This window comes from Enterobacter sp. E20 (assembly GCF_000801755.2).
Classification (GTDB): domain Bacteria; phylum Pseudomonadota; class Gammaproteobacteria; order Enterobacterales; family Enterobacteriaceae; genus Enterobacter; species Enterobacter asburiae_B.
This window is the reverse complement of record NZ_CP012999.1, coordinates 2241405-2266485: the sequence shown is the minus strand read 5'-3', so window position 1 is coordinate 2266485 and position 25081 is coordinate 2241405. Positions and strand designations below refer to the sequence as shown.

Genomic DNA, 25081 nt, shown 5'->3' with positions numbered 1-25081 from the left:
AATATTTCTGGAGAGTTTATGAGTCAGCAGGATGCCGCTAAAGAGCAGGCCAACACCCGCAAAAATGTGCGCATTGTTTCCGTTTTCACCGCCGCTGCCATCGGTATTGTCGGCGTGCTGGTGATCCTTTACGCGTGGCAGCTGCCGCCGTTCACCCGCCACGCGCAGTTTACCGACAACGCCTACGTGCGCGGTCAGACGACGTTCATCAGTCCTCAGGTGAATGGCTATATCACCGAGGTGAAGGTTCAGGACTTTGTGCAGGTTAAAAAAGGCGACCTGCTGCTGCAGATTGATGACCGTATCTATCGTCAGCGCGTGCATCAGGCCGAGGCACAGCTGGCGATGAAAATTGCCGCGCTTAATAACAACCTGCAGCAGCGTAAAAGCGCCGAAGCGACGATCGCCAAAAACGACGCGGCGCTGAAAAATGCCCGCGCCCAGAGCCTGAAAACCCAGGCGGATTTAAAGCGGGTGAAGGATTTGACGGCGGACGGCTCGCTTTCCATTCGCGAGCGCGACGCGGCGCTGGCCAGCGCGGCCCAGGGCAGCGCCGACATCGAGCAGGCCAAAGCCTTGCTTGAGATGTCGCGTCAGGATCTGCAGACGGTAATTGTGAACCGCGGCGCGCTGGAGGCGGATGTCGAAAATGCGAAAGCGGCGCTGGAGCTGGCGCAGATAGACCTGCAAAACACCCGCATCATCGCCCCGCGCGACGGCCAGCTCGGCCAGATTGCCGTGCGTCTCGGGGCGTACGTGACCGCCGGGACCCACCTCACCACGCTGGTTCCGCCGCAGCACTGGGTGATCGCCAATATTAAAGAGACGCAGCTCGCAGAGCTGCGCGTCGGCCAGCCTGTCAAATTCACCGTCGATGCCCTGAACAACAAAGCCTATCAGGGCCGCGTGGAGAGCATCTCGCCGGCAACCGGGGTTGAATTCAGCGCCATCACGCCGGACAACGCCACCGGCAACTTTGTCAAAATCGCCCAGCGTATTCCGGTGCGCATCGAGGTGCTCGGCAAGCCTGAGGAGTCCGCCCTGCTGCGTCCGGGCATGTCGGTGCAGGTGACCATTGATACGCGGGAGGGCAAACAATGACCCTTCGCCCGATAGCCGGTCTGGTGCTGGCGGTAATGCTCGCCGGATGCCAGTCCGTCGACGTAAAACCTGCGCAGCCGACGCTGCAAATCCCCGCCCAGTGGCGTGCTGACGCCGGTCCTGCCAGCCCGGCGGAGCAGCTCTGGTGGCGCAATTTTCATGACAACAACCTCAACCGCTACGTGGATCGGGCGCTAAAGAACAACAGCGACGTGCTGATCGCCCGCGAACGGATTAACGAGTATCAGGCGCGGGTCTTTGCGGCCGACGGCAGCCTGTTTCCGTCGCTTGATGCAGGAGTAACGGGGACCCGCGCCCGTTCTCAATCCGCCGCGACCGGGCTGCCGGTCTACGGCACGCTGTACAGAGGTAGCCTGACGGCGAGCTACGATGTGGATATCTGGGGCGTCAACCGCAGCACGGCCAGTGCCGCCGAAGCCTCGCTGGCGGCGCAAAAAGCCGCCGCAGCCGCCGCGGATTTGACCGTCGCGTCCTCCGTTGCGTCCGGGTACGTCACCCTGCTCTCGCTTGACGAGCAGCTGCGCGTGACCGAATCCACGCTTAAATCTCGCGAAGAGGCATTTAACCTCGCGAAACGTCAGTTTGAGACGGGCTACAGCTCGCGTCTGGAGCTGATGCAGTCGGATTCCGAGCTGCGCTCAACGCGGGCGCAGGTACCCGTGCTGCAGCATCAGATTGCACAGCAGGAGAACGCCCTCAGCCTGCTGCTGGGAAGCAATCCCGGCGCGTTAGCGCGCAGTGAAAGCTTTGAGGCGCTAACGCCGCTGACGCTGCCGTCACAGCTGCCTTCTACGCTCCTGAACCGTCGGCCGGATATCGTTCAGGCCGAACGCCAGCTGGTTGCGGCTGACGCCTCGCTTGCCGCGTCGCGCGCCAGCCTGCTGCCGTCGATCAACCTGACCGCGACCGGATCGATCCAGGATCGCACCCTTTCCGGCCTGCTGGACAACCCGCTTCAGCTCTGGAGCGTCGGGGGCAGTATTCTCGCCCCGCTGCTGAACCGCCAGGCGCTGAATGCGCAGGTGGATATTTCCCAGTCCCAGCGTAACCAGGCGCTGTACGCCTATGAAAAAACCGTGCGCAACGCGTTTGCCGAAGTGAACAACAGCCTCGATGCTATTACGCGCTATCAGGAACAGCTGACCGAGCTGCTTGCCCAGCAGGAGGTGGCGCAGGAGACGCTGCGCATTGCGCAGAACCGCAATCGCAACGGCTACTCTTCCTATCTGGACGTGCTGGACGCGCAGCGCACGCTGTACTCGGTTCAGACCAGCGTAGTGCAGGTGAAAAATAACCTGCTGCTGGCGCAGATCGATTTGTACAGGGCGCTGGGCGGCGGCTGGAAGAGCGCGTGAACCGCCTTGCGCGCTGATGCCCTCACCCCGACCCTCTCCCACAGGGAGAGGGAGAAAAATCCAAGGAGTCAATCTATGCATCAACAATGGTCTGCAGTAGATAATTACATGATTTCTTCGCTGATCCCTGACGATGACGTGCTTCATCAGGTACTGGAAAACAACAAACGCGCCGGGCTACCCGAACACGATGTTGCGGCCAATCAGGGGCAACTGCTGGCGCTGTTCGTGCGCATGACCCAGGCAAGACGCATCCTTGAGATTGGTACGCTGGGCGCCTATAGCTCAATCTGGATGGCGCGCGCCCTGCCGCCGGACGGAAAGCTGATTACGCTCGAGGCTGACCCGACGCATGCCGATGTGGCCCGCCAGAATATTCACCTCGCGGGGCTGAACGATCGCATTGAACTGATTGAAGGCCCGGCGCTGAGCTCGCTGGAGAATTTCGATGACGTTCCGCCGTTCGACCTGATCTTTATTGATGCCGATAAGCCAAACAATCCCGGCTATCTGGAGTGGGCGCTGCACTATTCACGTCCCGGCACGATAATCATTGGCGATAACGTGGTGCGCGATGGCGAAGTGATTAACGGGCAAAGCGACGACGCGCGCGTGCTGGGGGTGCGGCGTTTTATCGAAATGATTGGGGATAACCCGCGCCTAACCGCCACCGCGCTGCAAACGGTGGGGGTTAAGGGATGGGATGGGTTTACGCTGGCAATAGTGAACGGGTGAAAATGATACCCTCTCCCACAGGGAGAGGGAGAAAACCGGGCAAGAGTTTTAAGCGGAAATCTGCTCCATCGCCTGCAGAATACGCTTATCCGAAATCGGATACGGCGTACCGAGCTGCTGGGCAAAGAAGCTGACGCGCAGCTCCTCGATCATCCAGCGGATCGCCTGCACGTCTTCATCGTCGCGGCGCGCCGGCGGCAGCTTGTTTAGCCACTGCTGCCACGCCTGCTGCACGCTCTCCACTTTCAGCATCTGCGCGCGATCGCGGTGCGGGTCGATAGCCATTTTTTCCAGACGTTTTTCAATCGCCTGCAGATAGCGCAGCGTATCGCCCAGACGCTTAAAGCCGTTGCCGGTGACGAAGCCGCGATAGACCAGCCCCGCCATCTGCGCCTTCACGTCCGACAGCCCCAGCGCCATGGTCATATCCACGCGCCCCTTCAGGCGCTTGTTGATATTGAACACGGCGGTGAGGATCTGCTCGACCTGTTTGGCTATCTCCACCACGGTGTCGTTCAGCTCGGCGCGCACCTTTTCATGAAGCTGAGCAAAGCCCTCTTCCGTCCAGACCGGACCGCCCGCCTCGTGGATCAGCTTGTCCACGCCGCAGGAGATGCAGTCGTCAATCAGATCCAGCACCTTGCCGTACGGGTTAAAGTACAGCCCGAGCTTGGCTTTGTTCGGCAGCTTCTCGTGCAGATACTTAATCGGCGACGGGATGTTCAGCAGCAGCAGGCGACGCAGCCCGCGCCACATCATCTGCTGCTGTTCCTGCGGATTATCAAACAGTTTGATCGCCACGCTGTCGCGCTCGTCCACCAGCGCAGGCCAGGCCTTGACCTTATAGTTACCGCGCTTCTGTTCGTAGCTTTCCGGAAGCTGACCAAAGCTCCAGATATGCAGCCCGCTCTGCTCGATACCGTCGTCCGCCACCGCAGAAAGCGTCTCCTGAACTTTCCCTTTCAGCGACTCTTTCAGCTCGCTCAGCGAACGTCCTTCCAGCAGCTTTTTGTTTTTATCATCCACCACGCGGAAGCTGATTTTCAGGTGATCGGGCACCTGATCCCAGTTCCAGTCTTCGCGGTCGATGGTGGTGCCGGTCATGCGTCGGAACTCACGCTCCAGCGCGTCCAGCAGCGGCAGCTCCAGCGGCGTGACGCGGCCTAAAAACGCTTCCGCATAGTTTGGCGCAGGCACAAAGTTACGGCGCACCGGTTTCGGCAGAGATTTGATCAGCGCAATCACCAGCTCGCGGCGCAGGCCGGGGATTTGCCACTCAAACCCGCCCTCATCGACCTGGTTTAACAGCGGCAGCGGAATATGAACGGTCACGCCGTCCGCGTCGGCACCCGGTTCAAACTGATACGTCAGACGCAGCTTGAGGTTGCCCTGATGCCAGAAGTTCGGGTAGTCGAGCTTGCTGACCGACTCCGCCCCCTCTTTAATCAGCATGCTCTTTTCAAAGTTGAGCAGGTCCGGCGTCTCTTTGCTGGCCTTCTTCCACCAGCTGTCGAAGTGGCGGGCGGAGATAACATCGTGGCTGATGCGCTGGTCGTAAAACTCAAACAGCGCCTCGTCGTCCACCAGAATGTCGCGGCGGCGGGACTTGTGCTCAAGCTCCTCCACTTCCGCGCGCAGCTTCAGGTTTTCGCGGAAGAAGGCGTGGCGCGTTTGCCAGTCTCCCTCCACCAGCGCGTGGCGGATAAACAGCTCGCGGCTGAGCGCCGGGTCAATCTGGCTGTAGTTGACCTTACGCGCGGCGACCACCGGCAGGCCGTAAACGGTCACCTTCTCGGTCGCCATCACCGCGCCCTGCGCGCGCTCCCAGTGCGGCTCGCTGTACGAGCGTTTCAGCAGGTGCTGCGCCACCGGCTCCACCCATTCCGGATCGATACGCGCGGCAATGCGTCCCCACAGGCGGCTGGTTTCCACCAGCTCGGCGACCATGGTCCACTTCGGCGGCTTCTTGAACAGGCCGGAACCGGGGAAGATGGAGAAACGGGCGTTGCGCGCGCCGGTATATTCCTGCTTTTCGGCGTCCTTCATCCCAATGTGGGACAGCAGGCCGGTCAGCAGCGCGATATGAATCTCGCGGTACTCCGCCGGCTCGCTGTTGACCGGAATGCCCAGCTCTTTCACCACCTGGCGCAGCTGGGTGTAGATATCCTGCCACTCGCGCACGCGCAGGTAGTTGAGGAAATCCACGCGGCACTGGCGGCGGAACTGGTTCGAGGAGAGCGCTTTCTGCTGCTCGCCGAGATAGTTCCACAGGTTCACGAAGGCGAGGAAGTCGGACTCTTTGTCGTGGAAGCGACGGTGCTTTTCGTCAGACGCCTGCTGCTTGTCCATCGGACGCTCGCGCGGATCCTGAATGGAGAGCGCCGAGGTAATGATCATCGCCTCGCGCACGCAGCCGTGCTTTTGCGCTTCCAGCACCATACGGGCCAGGCGCGGATCCACCGGCAGCTGGCTGAGCTGGCGGCCCAGCGGCGTTAGCTTGTAGACCGTCGCCTGCTCGTCGGTGGTAATGGCGCCGAGCTCTTCCAGCAGACGCACGCCGTCCTGAATGTTGCGTTTATCCGGCGCTTCGACGAACGGGAACGCCGCGATGTCGCCCAGCCCCAGCGCGGTCATCTGCAGGATAACGGACGCCAGGTTGGTGCGCAGAATTTCCGGGTCGGTAAACTCCGGGCGCGACAGGAAATCATCTTCGGAATAGAGACGAATACAGATCCCTTCCGACACGCGGCCGCAGCGGCCCTTACGCTGGTTCGCGGACGCCTGGGAGACCGGCTCAATCGGCAGCCGCTGGACCTTCGTGCGGTAGCTGTAGCGGCTGATTCGCGCCGTGCCCGGGTCGATCACGTATTTGATCCCCGGTACGGTCAGCGAGGTTTCCGCCACGTTGGTCGCCAGCACGATGCGTCGCCCGCCGTGCGGCTGGAATACGCGGTTCTGCTCGCTGTTTGACAGGCGCGCGTAAAGCGGCAGGATCTCCGTGTGGCGCAGGTCGCGCTTGCTGAGCGCATCGGCGGTGTCGCGGATTTCGCGCTCGCCGCTCATGAAGATCAGAATGTCGCCCGCGCTTTCGTTGCCCAGCTCGTCAACGGCGTCGAAGATGGCCTGCAGCTGGTCGCGCTCGGTATCGTCCGCCTCTTCAACAATCGGGCGATAGCGCACTTCCACCGGATACGTGCGTCCTGACACCTCGATAATCGGCGCATTGTTGAAATGCTTTGAGAAGCGCTCAGGGTCGATGGTCGCGGAGGTGATGATGATTTTCAGATCCGGGCGACGCGGCAGCAGCTCTTTCAGGTAGCCGAGCAGGAAGTCGATGTTCAGGCTGCGCTCGTGCGCTTCGTCAATGATAATGGTGTCGTACTGCATCAGCAGGCGATCCTGCTGGATTTCCGCCAGCAGAATACCGTCGGTCATCAGCTTGACCATGGTGTTATCGCTAACGTGGTCGCTGAATCGCACCTTGTAACCGATGCAGCCGCCCGGCTCCGTCTGCAGCTCTTCGGCAATACGGTTCGCCACGGTGCGTGCCGCCAGTCGACGCGGCTGGGTGTGGCCTATCAGCCCTTTTAGCCCGCGTCCCAGCTCCATACAGATTTTCGGCAGCTGGGTGGTTTTCCCCGAGCCGGTTTCCCCCGCAACAATCACCACCTGGTGGTCGCGGACGGCCTCAAGGATGTCCTGTTTTTTCTGGCTGACGGGCAGGTTTTCCGGGTAGGTAATTGCCGGACGTGCGGCTTCGCGCAGCACAACTTTCCCTGCCGCCTGTTCAATCTCTTTCGCCATCTCCTGGTAAATGGCCTGTTGTGCATCAGGATTTTTAACCTTCTTCACGCCGTGCAGACGGCGGGCAAAGCGCTGTTTATCGCGCAGCATCAGAGAATCAAGCTGTTGCAGGAGCATCGGGAAGGTTAATTTTTGTTGTTCTGTCATAGCGTTAAAGGGCAGTACACGCCCTGATAAACTCTCTTTTTAATGATTGCTATAGAGTACCACATCGACGCCTTTCGCGCCTTATTCAAAAAATTCGAACATAGGCTTCGATATATTGCGCTATCTCTGTGGCAGGATTGTGAATAGAGTGTCAACAAGCAACGGGGCAACCCCCTTCAATCAAATGCAACAACAGGAATCACCCATGAGCAAAGTATTAGTTTTGAAATCCAGTATTCTGGCAGGGTACTCTCAGTCTGGTCAGCTGTCTGATTACTTCGTTGAACAGTGGCGTGAACAGCATTCCGCTGACGAAATCACCGTGCGTGACCTGGCTGCAAACCCAATTCCTGTGCTGGACGGCGAGCTGGTTGGCGCGCTGCGCCCAAGCGATGCACCGCTGTCTCCACGTCAGCAGGAAGCCCTGGCCCTTTCCGACGAGCTGATTGCTGAGCTGCAGGCGCACGACGTTATCGTCATCAACGCCCCAATGTACAACTTCAACATCCCTACCCAGTTGAAGAACTACTTCGACCTGGTGGCGCGCGCTGGCGTAACCTTCCGTTACACCGAGAACGGCCCTGAAGGTCTGGTGAAAGGTAAACGTGCGATCGTACTGACCAGCCGTGGCGGTATCCATAAAGACACCCCAACCGACCTGGTTGCGCCGTACCTGAGCCTGTTCCTGGGCTTCATCGGCATCACTGACGTGAACTTCGTGTTCGCTGAAGGTATCGCTTACGGTCCGGAAGTGGCGACCAAAGCGCAGACCGATGCGAAAGCCGCCATCGACAGCCTGGTAGCAGCCTAAGATTTTGCCCTCTCACCGCCTGGTGGGAGGGTTTTTCTTTTCCCCGCATTTCGTTATCATCCGCTCCCACTCTCCAGCCGGGCGGCCTGATGTCTGCGATTATTGATTCTTTTATTGCCCCTCCGTGTCACGACGACATTCAGATCCTCTGGCAGGATGAACATCTGCTGCTGATCGATAAGCCTTCCGGTCTGCTCAGCCTCTCAGGCAAGAATCCGCAAAACCTTGATTCCGTCCATTATCGTCTGGTCCAGACGTTCCCCGGCTGCACGCTGGTACACCGTCTGGATTTCGGCACGTCCGGGCTGATGGTGGTTGCGCGCAATAAGGCCATCAACGCGGCGCTGTGCCAGCAGTTCAGCCAGCGCAGCGTGGAGAAAGCCTACAGCGCCCTGCTTTGCGGCCATGTGGAAAACGACGAGGGAATAATTGACGCACCGATTGCCAAAGACCCGGCGCTGTTCCCGCTGATGTCGATCTGCGCCCTCAATGGAAAACCCGCCCGCTCCCGCTATCGGGTGGTGGAACGTTTTTATCAGGGTACGGGACTGCCGTTAACGCGGGTGATGCTGACGCCGGAGACCGGGCGAACCCATCAGCTGCGTATTCACTGCCAGCAGCTGGGGCACCCGATTCTGGGCTGCGATCTGTATGGCGGTCTTGAAGCGCCGGGGGCGGAGAAAACGCCCCGGCTGATGCTGCATGCAAGCGAACTGAAATTTATTCATCCCGTGAGCGGAGAGCCGGTTAACGCCCGTCACGCCGCCCCGTTCTGAAGGCGGTTTACCACATCAAATCGTCAGGGATTTTGAAGTCCGCGTACGGATCGTCTTCGTCCTGCTCTTCCTGACTTAGCGCGCTGTTTAACACGATGCTGTCGGCATCGCGCTGGGCAATTTTATCGGCCACCACCGCCGGAATAATCGCGTATTCACAGTCGCCGCTGGCGTTGATGACCAGACGGGCAATCGCCAGACGGCCATTAATCAGCTGAGCCTGGGTTTGCTTGTCGACGTCGATTTTTTTGATCAGATTGCCGTCGGTGAAGTTAAAGGTGATGTTGCCCCTTGAAACGGTGATGCGGTTCATCTCAATCAGCTGCTTTACCTGCGCTTTAAACTCTTTCGCCAGCACGGCCTGCTTCTGCTGTTCGCTCAGCAGCTTGTCGCGCTCGATCTGCGCTTTCTTGTTCTCTTCTACCGCTTCCCGAGCCTCGCGCGCCTGAACGCGTGATTTCTTTGCCGTGCGCTGCACTTTCGCCGCTTTTTTGCTGCTGACCAGGCCCGCTTTCAGCATCTGCTCTTGTAAGGTGAGTTTTGTCATGATTGTTTCTAAACCGGTTGGAAATTTTGGGGATTATAGCGGGAATTACGGAGAGTGTGCCAGAGAAGTAGGCATGGCGCTTTGTCGCATGGGCCTTGTTTATTATTTATTCAGCGTTTACTAACGTTACGGCCGCAAGAGTGTTTAAAAATTGTCAGGTCATTTTCTTAAAAAAAATGAGCAGTTCGTGAATATGATGTGGATTGAATAATTGCGATCGCTTCAGGCGTAGGCTGTTTTTTCTTAATTAAGAGAATGAAGAAAAAATAAGCCCTTAAAAGGAACAATGGTGCTTAACGATAAGGGTTCCGCATGTTTCGACTCTACCGGTCACATGATATAACACGGCAATTAAAACCTGAAGATTTTCAATACATTCTTTCTCCAGCAGGTTCGCTGAAAGAGGCTTGCAAACATTATGATCTGTCTTATGAAGCAAACGGTCATAGCCTCTCTTTTGGTCTTCCCAAAAGAAAATACAGCATATCTCCACATCAAAGACCCTATGAACGAAGGCATCGCAGCTACGCAGATCCCATTTATGATCAAGTAGAACGCGAACTTCAAATTGGCTGGCTTGTTGGAGTAGATACCTCCAGGCGCTGGAGCAGCGACCGGAACCCGTTTTATATCGACAATAACGGCGAGCTAATTTTTACCCCTACTTCCTCTTCGTGGCATGCATGGTATAAAGACGAAATCATGAGCGCTTACCGGCACGTTATTGCCGATCGGCAAGGCAGGAAGCCTGCTCCCACTCAACGGATGCATTATGATTATTTCGGGCCAACAACTTCACAGTCGGGGAAAACGCTGAATAGTAAAGCTGTTGGTCGACTGCTCGCCGCTGGTGGGGTGTATAACGGCAATATTGAAGCTTTTCATGAAACCGCACAGCAGCTTGGTGGGGATGCTCCAGCGGGCTACGATCAAATCATGAACAACAAAGGGTTAATTATTACGGGTGCCTCCATTGTAGCAGGATTGACAATTGGCAGGTTGAGCCCTTTAAGCGAAATAGACGAAATATCGGGCCTCGGTAAGATACCAGCACTAGAAAACCCATATGTAAAAGGTTTCACCTCTGAGAATGGTACATTAGTGAATGCTAAACACGCCGTTATCGACCCAAAAAAACTCGCGGCTTATGCTTTAGATTCAACACATCCTACAGGGGGGCACAAAGCCAGGGTATTTGAATCAGCGCTGGGATACAACCCAACTAATGCAGATGTTTTAGCCGCAAGAATTCAGGAAGGCGTATTATCGGCCCCAGCAAAAGTGTTGCAGGCAAATAATTACGGCCAAACAATGGCTGTCGATATGTCCATTTTAGGCGTCAATGATGAAACAGCGATCGTGCGTACAGGTTGGATGTATGAAACAGACGCGTTAGTTCCTCGCCTGACAACCATATTCGTTTAATGAGAAAATACAAATGAAAAGAGCCGAATTAGACGTAGTGGTTTTAGGCGAGGATTTACCGGATGAAGGACTGGTAAAAGGGACTCTTGGTACCATTGTTATGGTTTTCGACACCCCTACGCGGGGCTATCTTGTCGAGTTTTGCGATGAGGAAGGAAGAACAATCGCAATGCCTGCTTTGCTTCCTGCTCAACTAAAGAGTTATTTCACTCCAGGTATCCTTAAAACACTGCTGGTTGACAATCATTTCCCGGTAGCCAACCCAGTAGATCCTGACGTAATGACAGACTTGATGTACAAAGCCGCCCCTGCTGAATGGGATGCTCAGAAGAGAAGAGTTTACGAGGATATCCAACGTCTGATGGTTAACCGGCTGGACTACTCTGGTATGTTCGAAATCATGGATGGCCTTGAGTATAACGGTTTGACGCTGTACAGCCTGGTGCAGGCGGAGAACGGTGAACCCGTATGGTCGAATATCTACATTCGTAACTTTGAAATACGTGACAACGAAAGCTATGTTGATCCGAACCTTACTGACAAGGTACTCATTGGTGAAGATGGTATGACCGTGTTTGCCTACAACTTCACAGATGACTGTTTCGAGATCCGTGATAAAGCATCAATGGATTATGCGATTGAAACACATGCTAACCTCAGCGAATTATTGTCCACGCTGATTGATACGTTGAGCTGAAATCCGCAACATCAATTGCTGGTTGTATTTTCAACCAGCCTATTGGATCACATTAATAAGGAGGTATAACGAAAGCATTCCGATACCTCTTCTCTCACTGCCCTCTCCAGCCTGTGCGCAACACTGTTCATGAACTTCGCTCATGTTGCATTGAAATTAAGTCACTTCCCCTGCGCCGCGGGCTCAGGCATAAATTATGCATCGGTAACTTCTTAGCAACATGAACTTAGGATGCATAACCACAATGAGCAAAGCTTTCACATATACCCTTAAGCGCAGTTGCTTCGATGAGAATTACAACCCGTCAGAAAATACGCGTACGACCACCAACTTTGCGAACCTGGCGCGCGGGGAAAAACGTCAGGAAAACCTGCGCAATACGCTGGTGATGATCAACAACCGCTTTAACGCCCTGGCGCGCTGGGATAACCCAAACGCCGATCGCTACGCGGTTGAGCTGGAAATCATCTCTGTCGACTTGAACATTGGCGCGGAAAAACCGTTCCCGGCCATTGAGATATTGCAAACCACGATTGTCGACAAAAAAAATAACCTGCGTATCCCTGGCATCGTCGGGAATAACTTCTCTTCTTACGTGCGGGATTATGATTTCAGCGTGCGCCTGCTGGAACACAACAAGAACCAGCAGCACTTCAGCATTCCGGAAAAGTTTGGCGAACTGCACGGCAATATTTTCCGCCACTTTGTCAATTCGCCGGAATACAAAGAAAACTTTAGCAAGGGTCCGGTGATCTGCCTGAGCGTCTCCAGCAAAGACACCTATCGCCGCAACGGTAACCAGCACCCGGTACTGGGCATTGAATATCAGCCGGATGGCGAGTCGCTAACGGAACAGTACTTCGCGAAGATGGGCCTGCAGGTTCGCTATTTCATGCCGGAGAACAGCGTGGCGCCTTTCGCGTTCTTCTTTACCGGGGATTTGCTGAGTGACTACACCGATCTGGAGCTGATTGCCACCATCAGCACGATGGAGACGTTCCAGAAAATCTATCGCCCGGAAATTTATAACGCAAACTCGGCGGCGGGACTGTGCTACCGACCGGATCTGAACCAGCAGGATCACTCCTTAACCAAAATTGTTTATGACCGGAAAGAGCGTAGCCGACTGGCGATTGAACAGGGTCGCTTTACCGAAGCGTACTTTATTAAGCCTTACCAACACATTCTTGAGCAGTGGTCTGATAACTACACGCTTTAATTCATCAAAAAAGGTCTTTTATTATGAAAACATTGCTCCCGACTTCTACGGCTGGCAGCCTGCCTAAGCCGACCTGGCTTGCACAACCTGAAACGCTGTGGTCACCCTGGAAATTACAGGATCAGGAACTCCTGGCGGGTAAACAGGACGCGCTGCGCCTGTCCCTGGATGAGCAGATCCGCGCGGGTATCGATATCGTCAGCGACGGAGAACAGACCCGCCAGCACTTCGTCACCACCTTTATTGAACACCTGAGCGGCGTGGATTTTGAAAATCGCCAGACGGTGCGCATTCGTAACCGCTACGACGCCAGCGTGCCGACCGTAGTTTCAGCCGTTGCGCGTCAGAAGCCGGTATTCGTGGACGATGCGAAGTACCTGCGTCAGCTCACGGACAAGCCGATCAAATGGGCCCTGCCCGGGCCAATGACCATGATCGACACCCTTTACGACGCGCACTATAAAAGCCGCGAAAAGCTGGCCTGGGAATTCGCCAAAATCCTCAATCAGGAAGCGCGTGAGTTAGAGGCCGCAGGCGTCGATATTATCCAGTTTGATGAACCGGCATTTAACGTCTTTTTTGACGAGGTGAACGACTGGGGTATCGCCGCGCTGGAGCGCGCCATTGAAGGGCTGAAGTGCGAAACCGCGGTACACATCTGCTACGGCTACGGCATCAAAGCCAATACCGACTGGAAAAAAACGCTCGGCTCAGAGTGGCGCCAGTACGAAGAGGCCTTCCCTAAGCTGCAGACCTCTAATATCGACATTATCTCCCTGGAGTGCCACAACTCCCGCGTACCGATGGATCTGCTGGAGCTGATCCGCGGTAAAAAGGTGATGGTCGGCGCGATTGATGTGGCAACCAACGCCGTTGAAACGCCGGAGGAAGTCGCCGATACGCTGCGTAAAGCGCTTCAGTTCGTCGATGCCGACAAGCTTTACCCGTCAACCAACTGCGGCATGGCTCCGCTTTCACGTCAGGTGGCTAACGGCAAGCTGAAAGCGCTCAGCGCCGGCGCAGAGATTATCCGCAAGGAGCTCGGCGCGTAATCCCTTACGTTTGCCAGTAGAGCGGCGTACCGAAAAACGCCACGTAATAATCAATCACCGCCCTGACGTTCAGGGGCGGATGACGTGCGTTAGGATAGATCGCCGCAATATTGAGTTGCTCCGTGTTGATGGCGCACGCCATTTCCGGCATAAGGGCGATCAGCTCGCCCCGCTTCAGCCTGTCGCCAATCAGCCAGTCCGGAAACAGGACGATCCCCATCCCACCCAGCGCGGCAATGAGCAGCGACTCCGCATTATTGGACGTCATCAGCGGCGCGACGGGATAATGCACCCAATTCTCCCCTTTGCGCCGCACGAGCCAGCGGTTAGGCCCGGACGAACCGCGATAGACCAGACATTTGTGCTGGCTCAGTTCGGTCGGGTCGGCCGGGACGCCGTGTTGACGCAGATACGCGGGCGACGCGGCGAGGTGGTAGCGCTGCTGCCCAAAAACACGGGCGTGGAACGTCGAATCCGTCAGCGTGCCGATGCGGAAGATGAGATCGGCGGCATCCCGGTGCGGGTCGATAAAGTCATCGGTCAGCGTCAGCTCAATGGTTAACCGTGGATAACGCTCGGCCAGACCTGCCAGTCCGGGCGCAACGTGTCTCTGTCCAAAAAATACCGGCCCGTTTATGCGGACCGTGCCGGAGGGTTCGGTCGAACGTTCATCCAGCTCACGACGCGCCTCTTCGAAGTTATCGACCATCGCCCGGGCATAGCGGATAAACAGATGCCCGCTTTCCGTGGGGATCACCGCCCGGGTATTGCGATAGAACAGCTGCTGGCCGAGCGCGTCCTCAAGCTGATGAACAATGCGCGACACCTGCGAGGCAGAGATTCCCTCTCGTCGCGCGACGACGGAAAAGTTCTGCGTTTCATAGACGGCAATAAACAGCAGCAGTGAGCGAAGGTTCATGCTTCCGGCATCTGACATTAATGCATTTCCTGCAAAGGTGTTTCCTGCATTATGGCATTTTTCTCACTGGTCTACCGACGTAATCTTCTTCGCCTGAAAACGGAGGAAGCGTAATGCAGTTTGTTTTGATTTTACTGGTGATTGCCGGCGGGATGGGCCTCTCCGTCGAGGCGGGGCTATTGGGGCCATTAGGGGGAGAAGTGGGCGATTTATGGGCGACGTTCAGCATTTTTGGCGTCGGCGCCGCGCTGACGTTTCTGCTGATGCTGTTTTTCAGCCCGCGTAACAGCCCGTCGTTTTTCGCCCAGCCCGGCTGGCAGCTGCTCGGCGGCGTGCTTGGCCCTGTTTACGTGGTCATTCTGACGATCGCCACGCCGACCATCGGCATCGCTCTGACGATGATTGGCATTCTGGCTGGTCAGGTTTTTAAAAGCCTGATCATTGACCACTTTGGCCTGCTGGGTACACCGCACAGGAAGATAAACGCAAAACGTATCGTGGCGCTGGTTTTTATTATTGCGGCACTGGTTCTGGTCGCGCAGGGGTGATGATATGACGCTGATAATGATTCTTCTGGCCGTCTGCGGCGGCGCAACGCTGAGCATTCAGGCCGCGATTAACGGGCAGCTCGGCAGCAATGTCGGGGTATTTAAAAGCGCGTTTCTGACGTTTTCCGTCGGCGCGCTGGTAACCGCCCTGCTCATTTTCTTCTTTGAACCGAAGCAGGCGGTCACGCTGCTGGACGTGCCGAAATGGCAGCTCATCGGGGCGATGTTCGGCGTGCCCTACATTGTGATCATGGTCGTGGCGGTGCAGCGCATCGGCACCGCCGTCGCCACGGTGGCGGTGATATTCGGCCAGCTCGCCATGAGTATGTTGATTGATAACTTTGGCTGGCTGGGCAATCCCGCCATTCCGTTTTCACCGAGCCGTCTGAGCGCGGTGGTGTGCCTGGGGATTGCCCTGGCCTTTATATACTCGGGAAGCAAATCCCGCGCCGAAAGCTAAAAAATATTGAGGAACATAGAGTGTACCGAATGACCACAGCCGCCCTATGTTCCCCTCACCCTAACCCTCTCCCCATAGGGGCGAGGGGATAGTTCACTGCTCGCATCATCACTCTTTACGGGTAAAGAACAGCGTCACCGTGGCGACGGTGACGCCCAGCTTCTTCATCTCGGTTTTATTAAACAGATGCGTCTCATCCTGCAGATACATCCAGTCGTCGAAGTTCAGTAGCCAGGTGCTGCCGTTGGCCTTCACGTTCATGCTGTAATGCCAGTTAAAGGCGTTGCCTGCAGCCTGCCCCGTGGCAACCCCTTCAATATCCCCTGCCGTTCCCTCGTAGCGATCGTGCCCCACGCGGCGTATATGCCAGACCCGCTGCTGTTTCTCGCCATCGTCGTAGACAAAGTGCTCATTCAGCGTCAGCGTATCGCCGATAACGTCTCCGGCAATCTCAACGTGGAAACGGCGGATCTGCTTGCCGCTGCGATCCTGCACCATCCCCCACGCTTCGGTTTTGCCCTGGAAGTAGTGGAAGATATCAAGCCGCGGCTGCTGCTGGCGATACTCGGCCACCTCAGTGCTACAGCCCGCCAGCAGCATCGTGAATGCCAGCGCCATCATCAGGATACGTTTCATTTTTGGCCTCCGATTAACTGCTGACGCAGCTCAGGATATTGCGTGCGGGGATCGAGCCAGATGGCCAGAAAACGGGTGCTGAACGCTTCCGACTGGCGCGGTCCGAGTGGAATAAAGGATGTTTGCGCCGCTGACGCGCGATACCAGAACTGCCCCTGCTTATCGTTGAGAACAAACGCCAGCTGTGAGCCCGGGCGAACATCCGGCCATAGCGACCGGAGCATCCGCAGCCAGGCTTCGCTTTGCGGCTCCTGGGCCAGGATCCCCTGCGCCTGCCACTGGTCGCGGGTCGCCTCAACCAGTTCATCGCGATCGATGTCCCGCGCATAGGTAATAATGAGCGCCTGATCCTGGTCCCGGCTGTAACGGCCATCCGGGGTGCGCAGCTGGGAGGTGTAGACGGTGAAAGGTCCCCAGGTGAGCGTGGCGTCACCCACCTTCCGCCAGGCAAGCCAGTCGGCGGCCTGGGCAACCGGAACAACCAGCGTCAGCCAAAGCAGCAAAACCACAGATCTCATTTTTGTCTCCCCATCAGCAGGTGGAAAAACAGCATCAGTACCAGCCAGCCCGGCGCCATCCAGCTGACGACGATAAAGGTCGGCTCCAGAAACGTGATGCCTCCCAGCCGCTCGCCGAACAGGTAGGCCACCGGTCCGCCCACGGCGGCCAGCAGGGTCAGCAGCCAGCCGGGTAGCGTGGTGGTGCGCGTCAGCTGCGTCCAGACCGTGGCGAACATCAGCCACAGTGCCACCATCCATAACGGCATCAGGGACTCGCCCGTAAAGGCAATCAGCCCGGTCAGGGCCCAGAGTGCGTCCAGCAGACTGCCCGCCGCGGCCAGCCCAATGGCGTAAAAACGGTAAGCAGGCGGCAAGAGCAGGCATGCCAGGATCGCCAGCGCGAGCCAGATAATCAGGCCCTGTTCGCGAAAGAGCACCACCAGCGCCCAGTAGAGATCGAACGCGACGGCGAGCAGGAAGACCTGAAGGTAACGTCTCATACGCGCTCGGCGGTCAGCTGCACCACGCTGATGGTGCGAGCGTTAAACCCGGCCTCACAGTAGCCAAAGTAGTACAGCCACATGCGGCGGAACCGTTCATCGAAGCCGAGCTTTTCAATCTCCTGCCAGGCGTGGACAAAGCGCTGCCGCCAGTGGGCCAGCGTGCGGGCGTAGTCGGGGCCCATGTCGAAAAGATTGCGCACCACGAAATCGGTGTGGCGCGTCATCAGCTCGTTCATCGCGGTGATGCTCGGCAGGAAGCCGCCGGGAAAAATGTAGCGCTGGATAAAATCGACGCTTTTGCTGTAGTCGCGATAGCGCTGGTCCTGAATGGTAATGGCCTGAATCGCCATCCGTCCTCCCGGGCGCAGCCGCGCCTGGCAGGTGCGGAAGAACGTGGGCAGATAGCGTTGCCCGACGGCTTCAATCATCTCGATTGAGACCAGCTTGTCGTACTGTCCGGTGAGGTCGCGATAGTCGCAGAGCAGTACCTCAACGCGATCCTGCAACCCCGCGCGGGCGATCCGCTCTGTCGCCCAGCTATATTGCTCCTGCGACAGCGTGGTGGTCGTCACCCGACAGCCGTAATGACGCGCCGCGTATTCCGCCATCGCGCCCCAGCCGGTGCCAATTTCCAGCAGGTGGTCACCCGGGCTTAGCGCCAGCTGGTCACACAGGCGCGCCATTTTGGCCTGCTGGGCCGCCGTCAGATCCTGCTCGTCAGCGGTAAATAGCGCGCTGGAATAGAGCAGCTCTTGATCCAGAAAATGGGCGTAAAAGGTATTGCCCAGATCGTAATGGGCGGCAATATTTTCGCGCGCCTGCATGCGGGAGTTACGCCGCGTCCAGTGGCGTATCCGCTCCAGCGGCCTGCCGAGCAGACGGAACCCGTTTTCCAGACGGCCAAGCACCTCGCCGTTTATCGCGAGCAGCTCCAGAAGCGGCGTAAGGTGCGCAGTTTCCCATTCGCCGTCCATCCAGGCTTCTGCTGCAGCAAGGCTCCCGCCTGTTAACACGCGCCAGTAGACGCCGGGCGTGAGGATCTGCACGTCGGCGTGCAGCGCGGAGGATGTCTCGCCAAAATGAAAGGTCTGCGCCCCTTCACGCAGCGTGAGCGAGCCGCCGCGGATACCGCTTAACAGACGAAACAGCAGCCATCGCGCGATGCGGACGTTGCGCGGAATATCGGGTTCTAACGCAAAGACGGGATCGGTCATGAGCGTTCACTCCTGCTGACGGGATGGTTATACAGCGGCACGCGCTTGAGCCACAGGCGCAGCGCCTGCCAGTAAATGGCAAAAACGGTTTTCAGGGTCATGAGCGGAATGCGCAGCAACAGCGAGCGCAGCGCGGAGCGCGTCAAAGGCTCCCGGCGCAGCGCCAGCGTGGCGTCAAAAACCTTCGCTTCCTGATGATTTTCAATGTGCATATGCAGCGTGTTATCCGGGTCGTTAAAGCGCCAGTGGTAGATCATGTCCATCGGATTGAAGGGGGAAACGTGAAACGCTTTTTCCGTCGGCTGCACATCCTGTCCGTTGACGGCATAGTAATGACGTTCATTCCACGGCGTGTTGCGGACCTCCGCCAGAACCCAGCGCAGCGTTCCCTTCCCGTCGTAGCAGTAGTAAAAGTTGACCGGATTGAAATGAAAGCCGAAATAGCGCAGCTGCGTCAGGAGCATCACCCGCCCGTCCGGACGTTCCCCGGTCAGGCTCTCCAGCCTGCTGAGCACGTTCTCTTTAAGCGGCGTGCCGAGCGGATAGTCAGCGTCGTGGAACGATGCGCCGGCAAAGCGATTGCGCCGCACGCCGACTGACGGCAGCAGCGGCAGTTCATCGAGATCCAGCCAGGCCATAAAGACGCTGTAGCTGAATTCATGGGTTTTCGGCTGAAGGCGGCGGTGGCGTAACACGCCGTGGTAGAGGCAGCTGTTCATCTCAGTTCCCCTCTCCGGCCGCTATCGCGTTGACCACGTCCAGCGCGCTGCGCACGCCATCTTCATGAAAACCGTTGTACCACCAGGCACCGCAGTACCAGCTCCGGTTATGACCGTTGATCTCGCCGCGCCGCGCCTGCGCCCGCCAGCTTTGCGGGTTAAACAGCGGATGTTCATAGACAAAGCGTTGCAGAACGAAGCGCTCATCCACCGGCGCGTCCGGGTTGAGGGTGACGCAGAACAGCGGACTGCCCGCAGGGAGCCCCTGCAGGATGTTCATGTTGTAGGTGACGCAGGCGCTGGCCTGTTCCTGAGCGCTCAGGCGATAGTTCCAGCTGGCCCACGCGCGCCGCCGCTCCGGCAGCCATCGCGGATCGCTGTGTAAAACGACCTCGTTGCGCTGCCAGCCGATATCGCCCAGCACCTCGCGCTCTGCGGGCGTCGGGTCATCAAGCATCGCCAGAGCGCTGGCGGAGTGGCAGGCAAAAATCACCCGATCGAAAGTATGGCTGCCGTTTTCAAGCTGAAGCGTAACCCCGTGCTCGTGGCGGCTCACCCGCTGCACCGGAGAATTGAGATGCAGATTCAGACGGTCGCCCAGCTTGTCGAGCATGGCGCGGATATACTCCCGCGATCCGCCCGGCACCACGTACCACTGCGGGCGCTGGGTGATATCCAGCAGCCCGTGGTTCTGGAAGAAACGTAAGAAAAGCGGCAGCGGGAAACGCTTCATCTCCTGCAGCGACGAGGACCAGATGGCGGCCCCCATCGGCAGAATGTAGTGGCGCGCAAAAAACGGCGTGAAGCCGTGCTTTTCCAGAAACGTTTGCAGCGTGGCGTTCGGGTCCACCTCCCCGTCCAGCGCCTGTTTCGCCAGACGATTGAAGCGGACGATCTCCCCGAGCAGCCGCCAGAATGCCGGATTCACCAGGTTTCGGCGCTGGGCAAACAGCGACGTCAGGGTGTGTCCGTTGTACTCCAGCCCCGTCGCCGGGTTGTGCACCGAAAAGCTCATCTGCGTTTTTTGTCCGCTGATGCCCAGCTCGCTGAGGAGGCCCATAAAGCGCGGATAGGTGCGATCGTTGTAAACGATAAACCCGGTATCGATCGCGTAGGTACCCTGTGGCGTCGGGACGTCAACCGTTGCGGTATGGCCGCCGGGCGTGGCGCCCGCTTCAAACAGGGTCACCTGATGGTGCCCGGCCAGGCGCCAGGCGCAGGTCAGCCCGGCGATGCCGCTGCCGATAATCGCAATGTTCATGAACGCACCATCCTGCGCAGCAGCGCGCGCTGAAGAAACGCAGGCAGCCCGGAGAGCAACCGCAAAATAAAGCCAAACCCGTCAGGAAACGCGATATGCATTTTCCCTGCCGCCAGCCCGGTACGGATCGCCTTGACCGCCTCGTCGACGCTCACCCTGCCCGGCATGGCAAAGTCGTTTTTGCGCGTCAGCGGCGTATCAACAAAGCCCGGGGAGACCACCGTGACGGCAATTCCTTTTGGCTCCCAGTCCAGGCGCAAACTCTCGGCAAACCAGCTCAGGGCCGCTTTGGACGCGCCGTAGGCCTCTGCCCGTGGGAAAGGTAGCCAGTGGGCCATGGAACTCACCAGCACTACGCGGTTGCCAGCCGTCAGCTGGGGCTGCAGCGCGTCAAGACAGTTCACCGGGCCGAGGAAATTTGTCGCCATAACCCGCTCCACCAGCGCCGCATCCACCACGCCTCCATCGAGATATTCGCAGGTACCGGCGCAGAGAATAATCAGATCGGCGTAGCTGCCGGTCAGCGCCTGGCGACAGGCATCCCTGTCTGTCATATCGAACAGGCGAACGGTGAGATTGGGGCAGGTCTGATGCAGCGCTTCGAGGCGCGCCGGATCGCGTCCGCAGGCAATCACGTGGTAGCCGTCTGCGGCAAAGGATTTCGCCAGCCCGGCGCCAATGCCCGAGCTTGCTCCGGTGATCAGCACCGTTTTCATGATTTGACCCTCCGCTTCACGCCGCGTACCGCCCAGCCCAGCAGAGGAAGATGTTCGTAGATCATCTCTCCCGCATCGTAGTAGTCGCGCTGGTGCGTGATGAGATCGTTTTCCGTGTTCACCACCGAACACCCCGGCAGTTCGAGCGGCTCTCCCCCGGCAATGCGCGGATGCGACCAGTGCATTACCCAGGTCACAGCAAACCGGTTCCCGCTGCACAGCGGCGTATCGATGTTAAAACGGCAATGCTCGACGTTGGCCAGCAGATGGGTGAAATAGCGCTGAAGCGCGAAAATCCCGTCATGCTCGCCAAACGGATCGATAAGCGTGGCATTCGAATGGTAAAGCCCCACCAGCGCGGACGGCGGCTGGCTATCCAGTGCGGCGTAGTACTCAACAAACCGACTCACGACAGAGGGCATAGTGCTCATGGGTCACATCCTGGCTGTAAACAACGTGGCGTAATCGCATACTTAAAACTTACACAATTAACGTTATTTGTCCAAGTTTGTGATGGTTTATTTTTTATTTTAACTATATATCAATAACTTAATAACAGTAAAAAGTGAGTTTTGTAGGCCGGGTAAGGAGTGGCCGCCACCCGACTTTAACTTTCAGGATTTCCTTAAGGCAAACTCGCCGGTCTTCTTCCAGGCTTATCCTTTTTATTCATAAGGATGCCTGCATGAAACGTTTCTTTCTCTCCCTATTCTCAAGCCCGGAATCCTTACTGCAGGTGATGAGCCAGCAGGAAATTATTGAAGCCGTCGAAGATGGCGATCGCATCATTATCGACCAGGACGGGAACGCCTCGGTGAACTACAAAAGCAACGAGGTACGGCAGGATTTTCTGCGTCACGTCAACATGCTGAAGAGGGCCTGATATGGGAACGGCGATATTTATGGTGCTGATGGTATGCGGGTACTGGTACACCAGCCGCGACCTGTCGACACGCTTTAAAATCAAGCGCTCCTTTGGCTGGGACGTCTATTTTCTTGTGGCGCTGTACGGCTGTATTTTCGTTCTGCAGGGCGTGATTGCCACCGGTCTGCTCTGGCTGCTCCTGCTCGCTCTTTCTGCAGCCAACAACGCTTTTCACTTTGCCTCGCCGAAATATACCGACTGGCAAATCGACTTTATGAACTGGAGCTTTTTAGGCATTCAGGCGCCGGTGGTCGTGATGCTGGCGTTTGCCATCCTGTTTTGCCTCTACCGCTCTAACTGGGCAGGCAGCGCCAGGCTGGACGGCGAAAGCCGGAAAAAGCTCTATAAACGTCTGGCGCAGTCGAGCGGTATTGAACAGCTGCTGTATCAGTGTATGGAGCAAGGGGAACTGGCGCAGGTCACGCTGCGGTCGAGGCGGATTTACGTCGGCATGATCCACACCGCGACGCTGGAATATGAAAAAACGGCCAATATCGTGCTGATCCCGATGTTAAGCGGGTACAGAGATGCGAAGACGATGAACTTTCGCATCGAGAATAACTACAGCAAGTGGTATGCGGAGCATGACATCACGCTCGACTCCGAGCCCCGCAGCGCCATGTCATTCCGGAAGGTGATTTTACTCAATCAGATTGAGAGCCTCTCGCTGTTCGATCCCGCCAGCGCCAGCGCGCTATCGCTGGCACAGCGCGACGAGAGCTCTCGCCCTAAAGAGACATCCCCATAATTCTGAGAATGCTCTGCTGTGAAGCGGTTTCGAAAAGGACGTTCTTAACGCAGAGCATGCCCTGCTTCTGGTAGAACCGGTACGCTCCCGCGTTCTGCTCAAGCACTTCCAGCCAGAGATAGTCTTTTCCCCTGCTCCGGGCCATATCGGTGATGCTGTTGAACATCACCTGGCCATAGTTCTTGCCGGTCTCGGTGGGATCGAGGTAGAGCTTGTTGAGGAGAACGCCCTTCTTGTCCGTTTCCGGGAGCAGGGCTTCCCAGGTCACTTTCATAAATCCCACTGGCCGATCGGTCTCAGCAACATACCAGGAAACAGCGTTATCTTTCAGGCTCTGTTCAAGTACGGAAAGCGCGTACTCGCCGTCCAGAAAATCCTTCATCTCTGCGTCTGACACCCACAGATGCTGAAAATGGGCGGGATAGATTCGGTATCCCAGCTCGCTTAAGAGCGCGGCATCGGCACGGGTGGCCTGTCGAATTTGAAGCGTCATGGAAAGTCTCCCTGGTAATCACCCGCGTTGGGCATTTTGGTAGAGATCCCAGCGGTTGCCGTAAATATCTTCAAACACCACTACCGTACCGTACTCTTCCTCACGAGGCTCTTCGCAGAAATGAACGCCTTTGTCTTTCATGGCACGGTAATCGCGCCAAAAATCGTCCGTCTGGAGGAAGAGGAAAACTCTGCCGCCGCATTGATTGCCGATAAAGCTTTCCTGCCTCTCGTTAGAAGCGCGAGCCAGCAAAATGTTGCAGTCACTTTCCGGGTTGGGTGAGACGACCACCCAGCGTTTACCCGGTTGAGGCGTATCCTCTACGAGGGTAAACCCCAGCTTGTTGGTGTAGTATTCAATGGCGCGATCGTAGTCATCAACCACAATAGCCACGCAGCCAAGGCATCGCTTCTGTGTTCTCATTTTTCGTTTCCTTTGCATAAATGGGTTACGGGCACGCTATCCCATTGCAGCGTGCTGGCCGCCGGATTTACTGGCTTGCGTAAGCCTCGCGCTTTTCTGCCCATTTCAGCATGGCATCAAGCGCCGGACATAATGCCTGCCCCCAATCGGTGAGGCGATACTCCACTTTCGGTGGCACTTGCGGGTAGACCATCCGCGAAACGATACCATCGGATTCAAGTTGCCTGAGCTGCTGCGCCAGCATCTTCTGGGAAATACCGGGGATCAGTTTTTCGAAATCAGAGTAGCGCTGCACTTTTCCGTCGAAAAGATGAAAAAGAATAATTAATTTCCAGCGGCCTTCCAGCAGCCGTAACACTTGCTCCACGCCGCTCGCGGCAGATTCCGGACTATATAACTTACTCATAATTCAGTAGCTCACTTTTTCGTGCGTACTTGTCAATTTCTCAGTCTATGTTGAATATACCTGTACTGTAAATAACGGGAGTGCAAGGTCATGTCATTAGATATTGATTTTAAAGGCAAACGCGTGCTTGTTACCGCGGGCACGAAAGGGCTCGGAAAAGCGGTCGTCGGGCTTTTAAAACAGCTCGGTGCAACGGTATTCACCACTGCGCGCCACGAGCCGGACGTAGATGTCGCAGATACTTTCGTCGCCGCTGACCTTACGACGGTCGCTGGATGTGCCGCTGTCGCATCTGCAGTTCAGGAGCAGATGGGAGGCGTCGACGTGATTATCCATGTTGCGGGCGGTTCAACCTCACCCGGCGGCGGTTTTGCTGCGCTTGGCGAAGAAGAGTGGCAGCAGGAGCTCAATCTTAATTTGTTGCCTGCAGTACGCTTAGATCGCGCCCTGCTTCCCGGAATGCTCGCGCAGGGAAATGGGGTGATTATTCACGTGACGTCTATTCAGCGCGAGCTGCCGTTACCGGAATCAACAACGGGTTATGCGGCGGCTAAAGCAGCCCTCTCAACCTACAGTAAAAGCCTTTCAAAGGAAGTCTCACCGAAGGGCGTTCGGGTGGTGCGCGTTGCGCCCGGCTGGATCGAAACTGAAGCGGCGGTTGCGCTGGCTGAGAGGCTGGCAAAGCAGGCAGGAACAGACTACGAAGGCGGCAAGCAGATCATTATGAAGGCGCTAGGTGGAATACCGCTCGGACGCCCTGCCAGACCGATAGAGGTGGCCAACCTCATCGTCTTCCTCGCTTCATCGCATGCTGCGAGTATCACCGGTACTGAATTTGTGATTGATGGCGGCACCATTCCCACAGTGTAACGCGGGTGCTTAATCGGCTCGGTGCGAGAGTTGATTAAGCACCGGGGAAT

General features: G+C 56.9%; 28 protein-coding genes. 14 read left to right on the top strand and 14 right to left on the bottom strand.

From position 1 onward, the window contains the following. The first annotated feature begins 18 nt into the window (after nt 1–18). The 3 genes from NI40_RS10755 to NI40_RS10745 all read left to right on the top strand — a co-directional run bounded on the left by NI40_RS10755 (nt 19) and on the right by NI40_RS10745 (nt 3212). A complete protein-coding gene (locus NI40_RS10755) occupies nt 19–1101 on the top strand; it encodes an HlyD family secretion protein (protein WP_039262559.1) in 1083 nt (360 codons plus the stop codon). Further along, nucleotides 1098–2477: an efflux transporter outer membrane subunit gene (locus NI40_RS10750; protein ID WP_039262560.1), complete on the top strand. Its 1380-nt coding sequence runs from the start codon at nt 1098–1100 to the stop codon at nt 2475–2477. Before NI40_RS10755 ends, NI40_RS10750 begins: the two co-directional genes overlap by 4 nt. Before the next feature lie 75 nt (nt 2478–2552). Further along, nucleotides 2553–3212: an O-methyltransferase gene (locus tag NI40_RS10745; RefSeq protein WP_039262561.1), complete on the top strand. Its 660-nt coding sequence runs from the start codon at nt 2553–2555 to the stop codon at nt 3210–3212. Between the two features lie 48 nt (nt 3213–3260). On the opposite strand, the gene hrpA is transcribed toward NI40_RS10745, so the two are convergent. Then, a complete protein-coding gene (gene hrpA, locus NI40_RS10740; protein ID WP_039262562.1) occupies nt 3261–7163 on the bottom strand; it encodes an ATP-dependent RNA helicase HrpA in 3903 nt (1300 codons plus the stop codon). A 205-nt stretch (nt 7164–7368) separates the two neighbouring features. Here hrpA and azoR point away from each other — a divergent pair, with 205 nt between their 5' ends. Continuing rightward, entirely contained in the window at nt 7369–7974 is a 606-nt protein-coding gene (azoR, locus tag NI40_RS10735) for an FMN-dependent NADH-azoreductase (protein ID WP_008502313.1), read from the top strand. Nucleotides 7975–8063: 89 nt separating this feature from the next. After that, on the top strand, nt 8064–8750 hold the full coding sequence (locus tag NI40_RS10730) for an RluA family pseudouridine synthase (RefSeq protein ID WP_039262563.1): 687 nt from the start codon (nt 8064–8066) through the stop codon (nt 8748–8750). Between the two features lie 7 nt (nt 8751–8757). On the opposite strand, the gene NI40_RS10725 is transcribed toward NI40_RS10730, so the two are convergent. Further along, nucleotides 8758–9297 (bottom strand): DUF2058 domain-containing protein, encoded by a 540-nt coding sequence (locus tag NI40_RS10725; RefSeq protein WP_032651856.1) that lies wholly within the window; start codon nt 9295–9297, stop codon nt 8758–8760. A 312-nt stretch (nt 9298–9609) separates the two neighbouring features. Here NI40_RS10725 and NI40_RS10720 point away from each other — a divergent pair, with 312 nt between their 5' ends. The 4 genes from NI40_RS10720 to NI40_RS10705 all read left to right on the top strand — a co-directional run bounded on the left by NI40_RS10720 (nt 9610) and on the right by NI40_RS10705 (nt 13690). Next, entirely contained in the window at nt 9610–10722 is a 1113-nt protein-coding gene (locus NI40_RS10720; RefSeq protein WP_039262566.1) for a DUF6883 domain-containing protein, read from the top strand. A gap of 13 nt (nt 10723–10735) precedes the next feature. Then, nucleotides 10736–11419 carry a YrhA family protein gene (locus tag NI40_RS10715; RefSeq protein ID WP_039262569.1) on the top strand — a complete coding sequence of 228 codons (684 nt, stop codon included), beginning with the start codon at nt 10736–10738 and terminating at the stop codon, nt 11417–11419. Nucleotides 11420–11663: 244 nt separating this feature from the next. Beyond that, a complete protein-coding gene (locus NI40_RS10710) occupies nt 11664–12638 on the top strand; it encodes a DUF1852 domain-containing protein (RefSeq protein ID WP_039262570.1) in 975 nt (324 codons plus the stop codon). 23 nt (nt 12639–12661) lie between these two features. Then, on the top strand, nt 12662–13690 hold the full coding sequence (locus tag NI40_RS10705) for a methionine synthase (RefSeq protein WP_023311627.1): 1029 nt from the start codon (nt 12662–12664) through the stop codon (nt 13688–13690). A 4-nt stretch (nt 13691–13694) separates the two neighbouring features. Here NI40_RS10705 and NI40_RS10700 read toward each other — a convergent pair whose 3' ends face one another. Further along, entirely contained in the window at nt 13695–14627 is a 933-nt protein-coding gene (locus NI40_RS10700; protein WP_039262572.1) for a LysR family transcriptional regulator, read from the bottom strand. Nucleotides 14628–14722: 95 nt separating this feature from the next. On the opposite strand from NI40_RS10700, the gene NI40_RS10695 reads away from it, so the two are divergent. Both NI40_RS10695 and NI40_RS10690 read left to right on the top strand, forming a co-directional pair. Continuing rightward, nucleotides 14723–15157 (top strand): DMT family transporter, encoded by a 435-nt coding sequence (locus NI40_RS10695; protein ID WP_032657293.1) that lies wholly within the window; start codon nt 14723–14725, stop codon nt 15155–15157. Between the two features lie 4 nt (nt 15158–15161). Beyond that, nucleotides 15162–15617 carry a DMT family transporter gene (locus tag NI40_RS10690; protein ID WP_039262573.1) on the top strand — a complete coding sequence of 152 codons (456 nt, stop codon included), beginning with the start codon at nt 15162–15164 and terminating at the stop codon, nt 15615–15617. Between the two features lie 108 nt (nt 15618–15725). Here NI40_RS10690 and NI40_RS10685 read toward each other — a convergent pair whose 3' ends face one another. The 8 genes from NI40_RS10685 to NI40_RS10650 are packed head-to-tail and all read right to left on the bottom strand — an operon-like array spanning nt 15726 to nt 21597. Next, nucleotides 15726–16253: a DUF3833 domain-containing protein gene (locus tag NI40_RS10685; RefSeq protein ID WP_039262575.1), complete on the bottom strand. Its 528-nt coding sequence runs from the start codon at nt 16251–16253 to the stop codon at nt 15726–15728. Beyond that, nucleotides 16250–16771 (bottom strand): hypothetical protein, encoded by a 522-nt coding sequence (locus tag NI40_RS10680; protein ID WP_039262576.1) that lies wholly within the window; start codon nt 16769–16771, stop codon nt 16250–16252. The genes NI40_RS10685 and NI40_RS10680 overlap by 4 nt, the downstream gene beginning before the upstream one ends. Beyond that, nucleotides 16768–17253, bottom strand: a complete 486-nt coding sequence (locus NI40_RS10675) for a DUF2878 domain-containing protein (protein WP_032657304.1) — start codon at nt 17251–17253, stop codon at nt 16768–16770. The genes NI40_RS10680 and NI40_RS10675 overlap by 4 nt, the downstream gene beginning before the upstream one ends. Further along, on the bottom strand, nt 17250–18470 hold the full coding sequence (locus NI40_RS10670) for an SAM-dependent methyltransferase (RefSeq protein ID WP_039262577.1): 1221 nt from the start codon (nt 18468–18470) through the stop codon (nt 17250–17252). Before NI40_RS10670 ends, NI40_RS10675 begins: the two co-directional genes overlap by 4 nt. Next, nucleotides 18467–19189, bottom strand: a complete 723-nt coding sequence (locus NI40_RS10665) for a DUF1365 domain-containing protein (protein ID WP_039262579.1) — start codon at nt 19187–19189, stop codon at nt 18467–18469. The genes NI40_RS10670 and NI40_RS10665 overlap by 4 nt, the downstream gene beginning before the upstream one ends. 1 nt (nt 19190) lies before the next feature. Beyond that, nucleotides 19191–20450, bottom strand: coding sequence for an NAD(P)/FAD-dependent oxidoreductase (locus tag NI40_RS10660; protein WP_039262580.1), 1260 nt, complete (start codon nt 20448–20450; stop codon nt 19191–19193). After that, on the bottom strand, nt 20447–21166 hold the full coding sequence (locus tag NI40_RS10655) for an SDR family NAD(P)-dependent oxidoreductase (protein WP_032657315.1): 720 nt from the start codon (nt 21164–21166) through the stop codon (nt 20447–20449). Before NI40_RS10655 ends, NI40_RS10660 begins: the two co-directional genes overlap by 4 nt. Further along, a complete protein-coding gene (locus tag NI40_RS10650; protein ID WP_039262582.1) occupies nt 21163–21597 on the bottom strand; it encodes a nuclear transport factor 2 family protein in 435 nt (144 codons plus the stop codon). Before NI40_RS10650 ends, NI40_RS10655 begins: the two co-directional genes overlap by 4 nt. A 254-nt stretch (nt 21598–21851) precedes the next feature. Here NI40_RS10650 and NI40_RS10645 point away from each other — a divergent pair, with 254 nt between their 5' ends. Both NI40_RS10645 and NI40_RS10640 read left to right on the top strand, forming a co-directional pair. Continuing rightward, a complete protein-coding gene (locus NI40_RS10645) occupies nt 21852–22049 on the top strand; it encodes a hypothetical protein (RefSeq protein ID WP_023311615.1) in 198 nt (65 codons plus the stop codon). Between the two features lies 1 nt (nt 22050). After that, nucleotides 22051–22839, top strand: a complete 789-nt coding sequence (locus NI40_RS10640; protein ID WP_029740578.1) for a hypothetical protein — start codon at nt 22051–22053, stop codon at nt 22837–22839. On the opposite strand, the gene NI40_RS10635 is transcribed toward NI40_RS10640, so the two are convergent. From NI40_RS10635 to NI40_RS10625, 3 genes are all read right to left on the bottom strand, one after another. Beyond that, complete coding sequence (locus tag NI40_RS10635; protein ID WP_039262585.1) at nt 22820–23332, bottom strand: GNAT family N-acetyltransferase; 513 nt, start codon at nt 23330–23332, stop codon at nt 22820–22822. The two genes, NI40_RS10640 and NI40_RS10635, sit on opposite strands and share 20 nt — an antisense overlap. An 18-nt stretch (nt 23333–23350) precedes the next feature. Further along, nucleotides 23351–23755 (bottom strand): VOC family protein, encoded by a 405-nt coding sequence (locus NI40_RS10630; RefSeq protein WP_039262586.1) that lies wholly within the window; start codon nt 23753–23755, stop codon nt 23351–23353. A gap of 67 nt (nt 23756–23822) precedes the next feature. Beyond that, nucleotides 23823–24161: a winged helix-turn-helix transcriptional regulator gene (locus NI40_RS10625; RefSeq protein ID WP_023311611.1), complete on the bottom strand. Its 339-nt coding sequence runs from the start codon at nt 24159–24161 to the stop codon at nt 23823–23825. 90 nt (nt 24162–24251) lie between these two features. Here NI40_RS10625 and NI40_RS10620 point away from each other — a divergent pair, with 90 nt between their 5' ends. Further along, entirely contained in the window at nt 24252–25031 is a 780-nt protein-coding gene (locus NI40_RS10620; RefSeq protein WP_033145455.1) for an SDR family oxidoreductase, read from the top strand. The last annotated feature ends 50 nt before the right edge of the window (nt 25032–25081 follow it).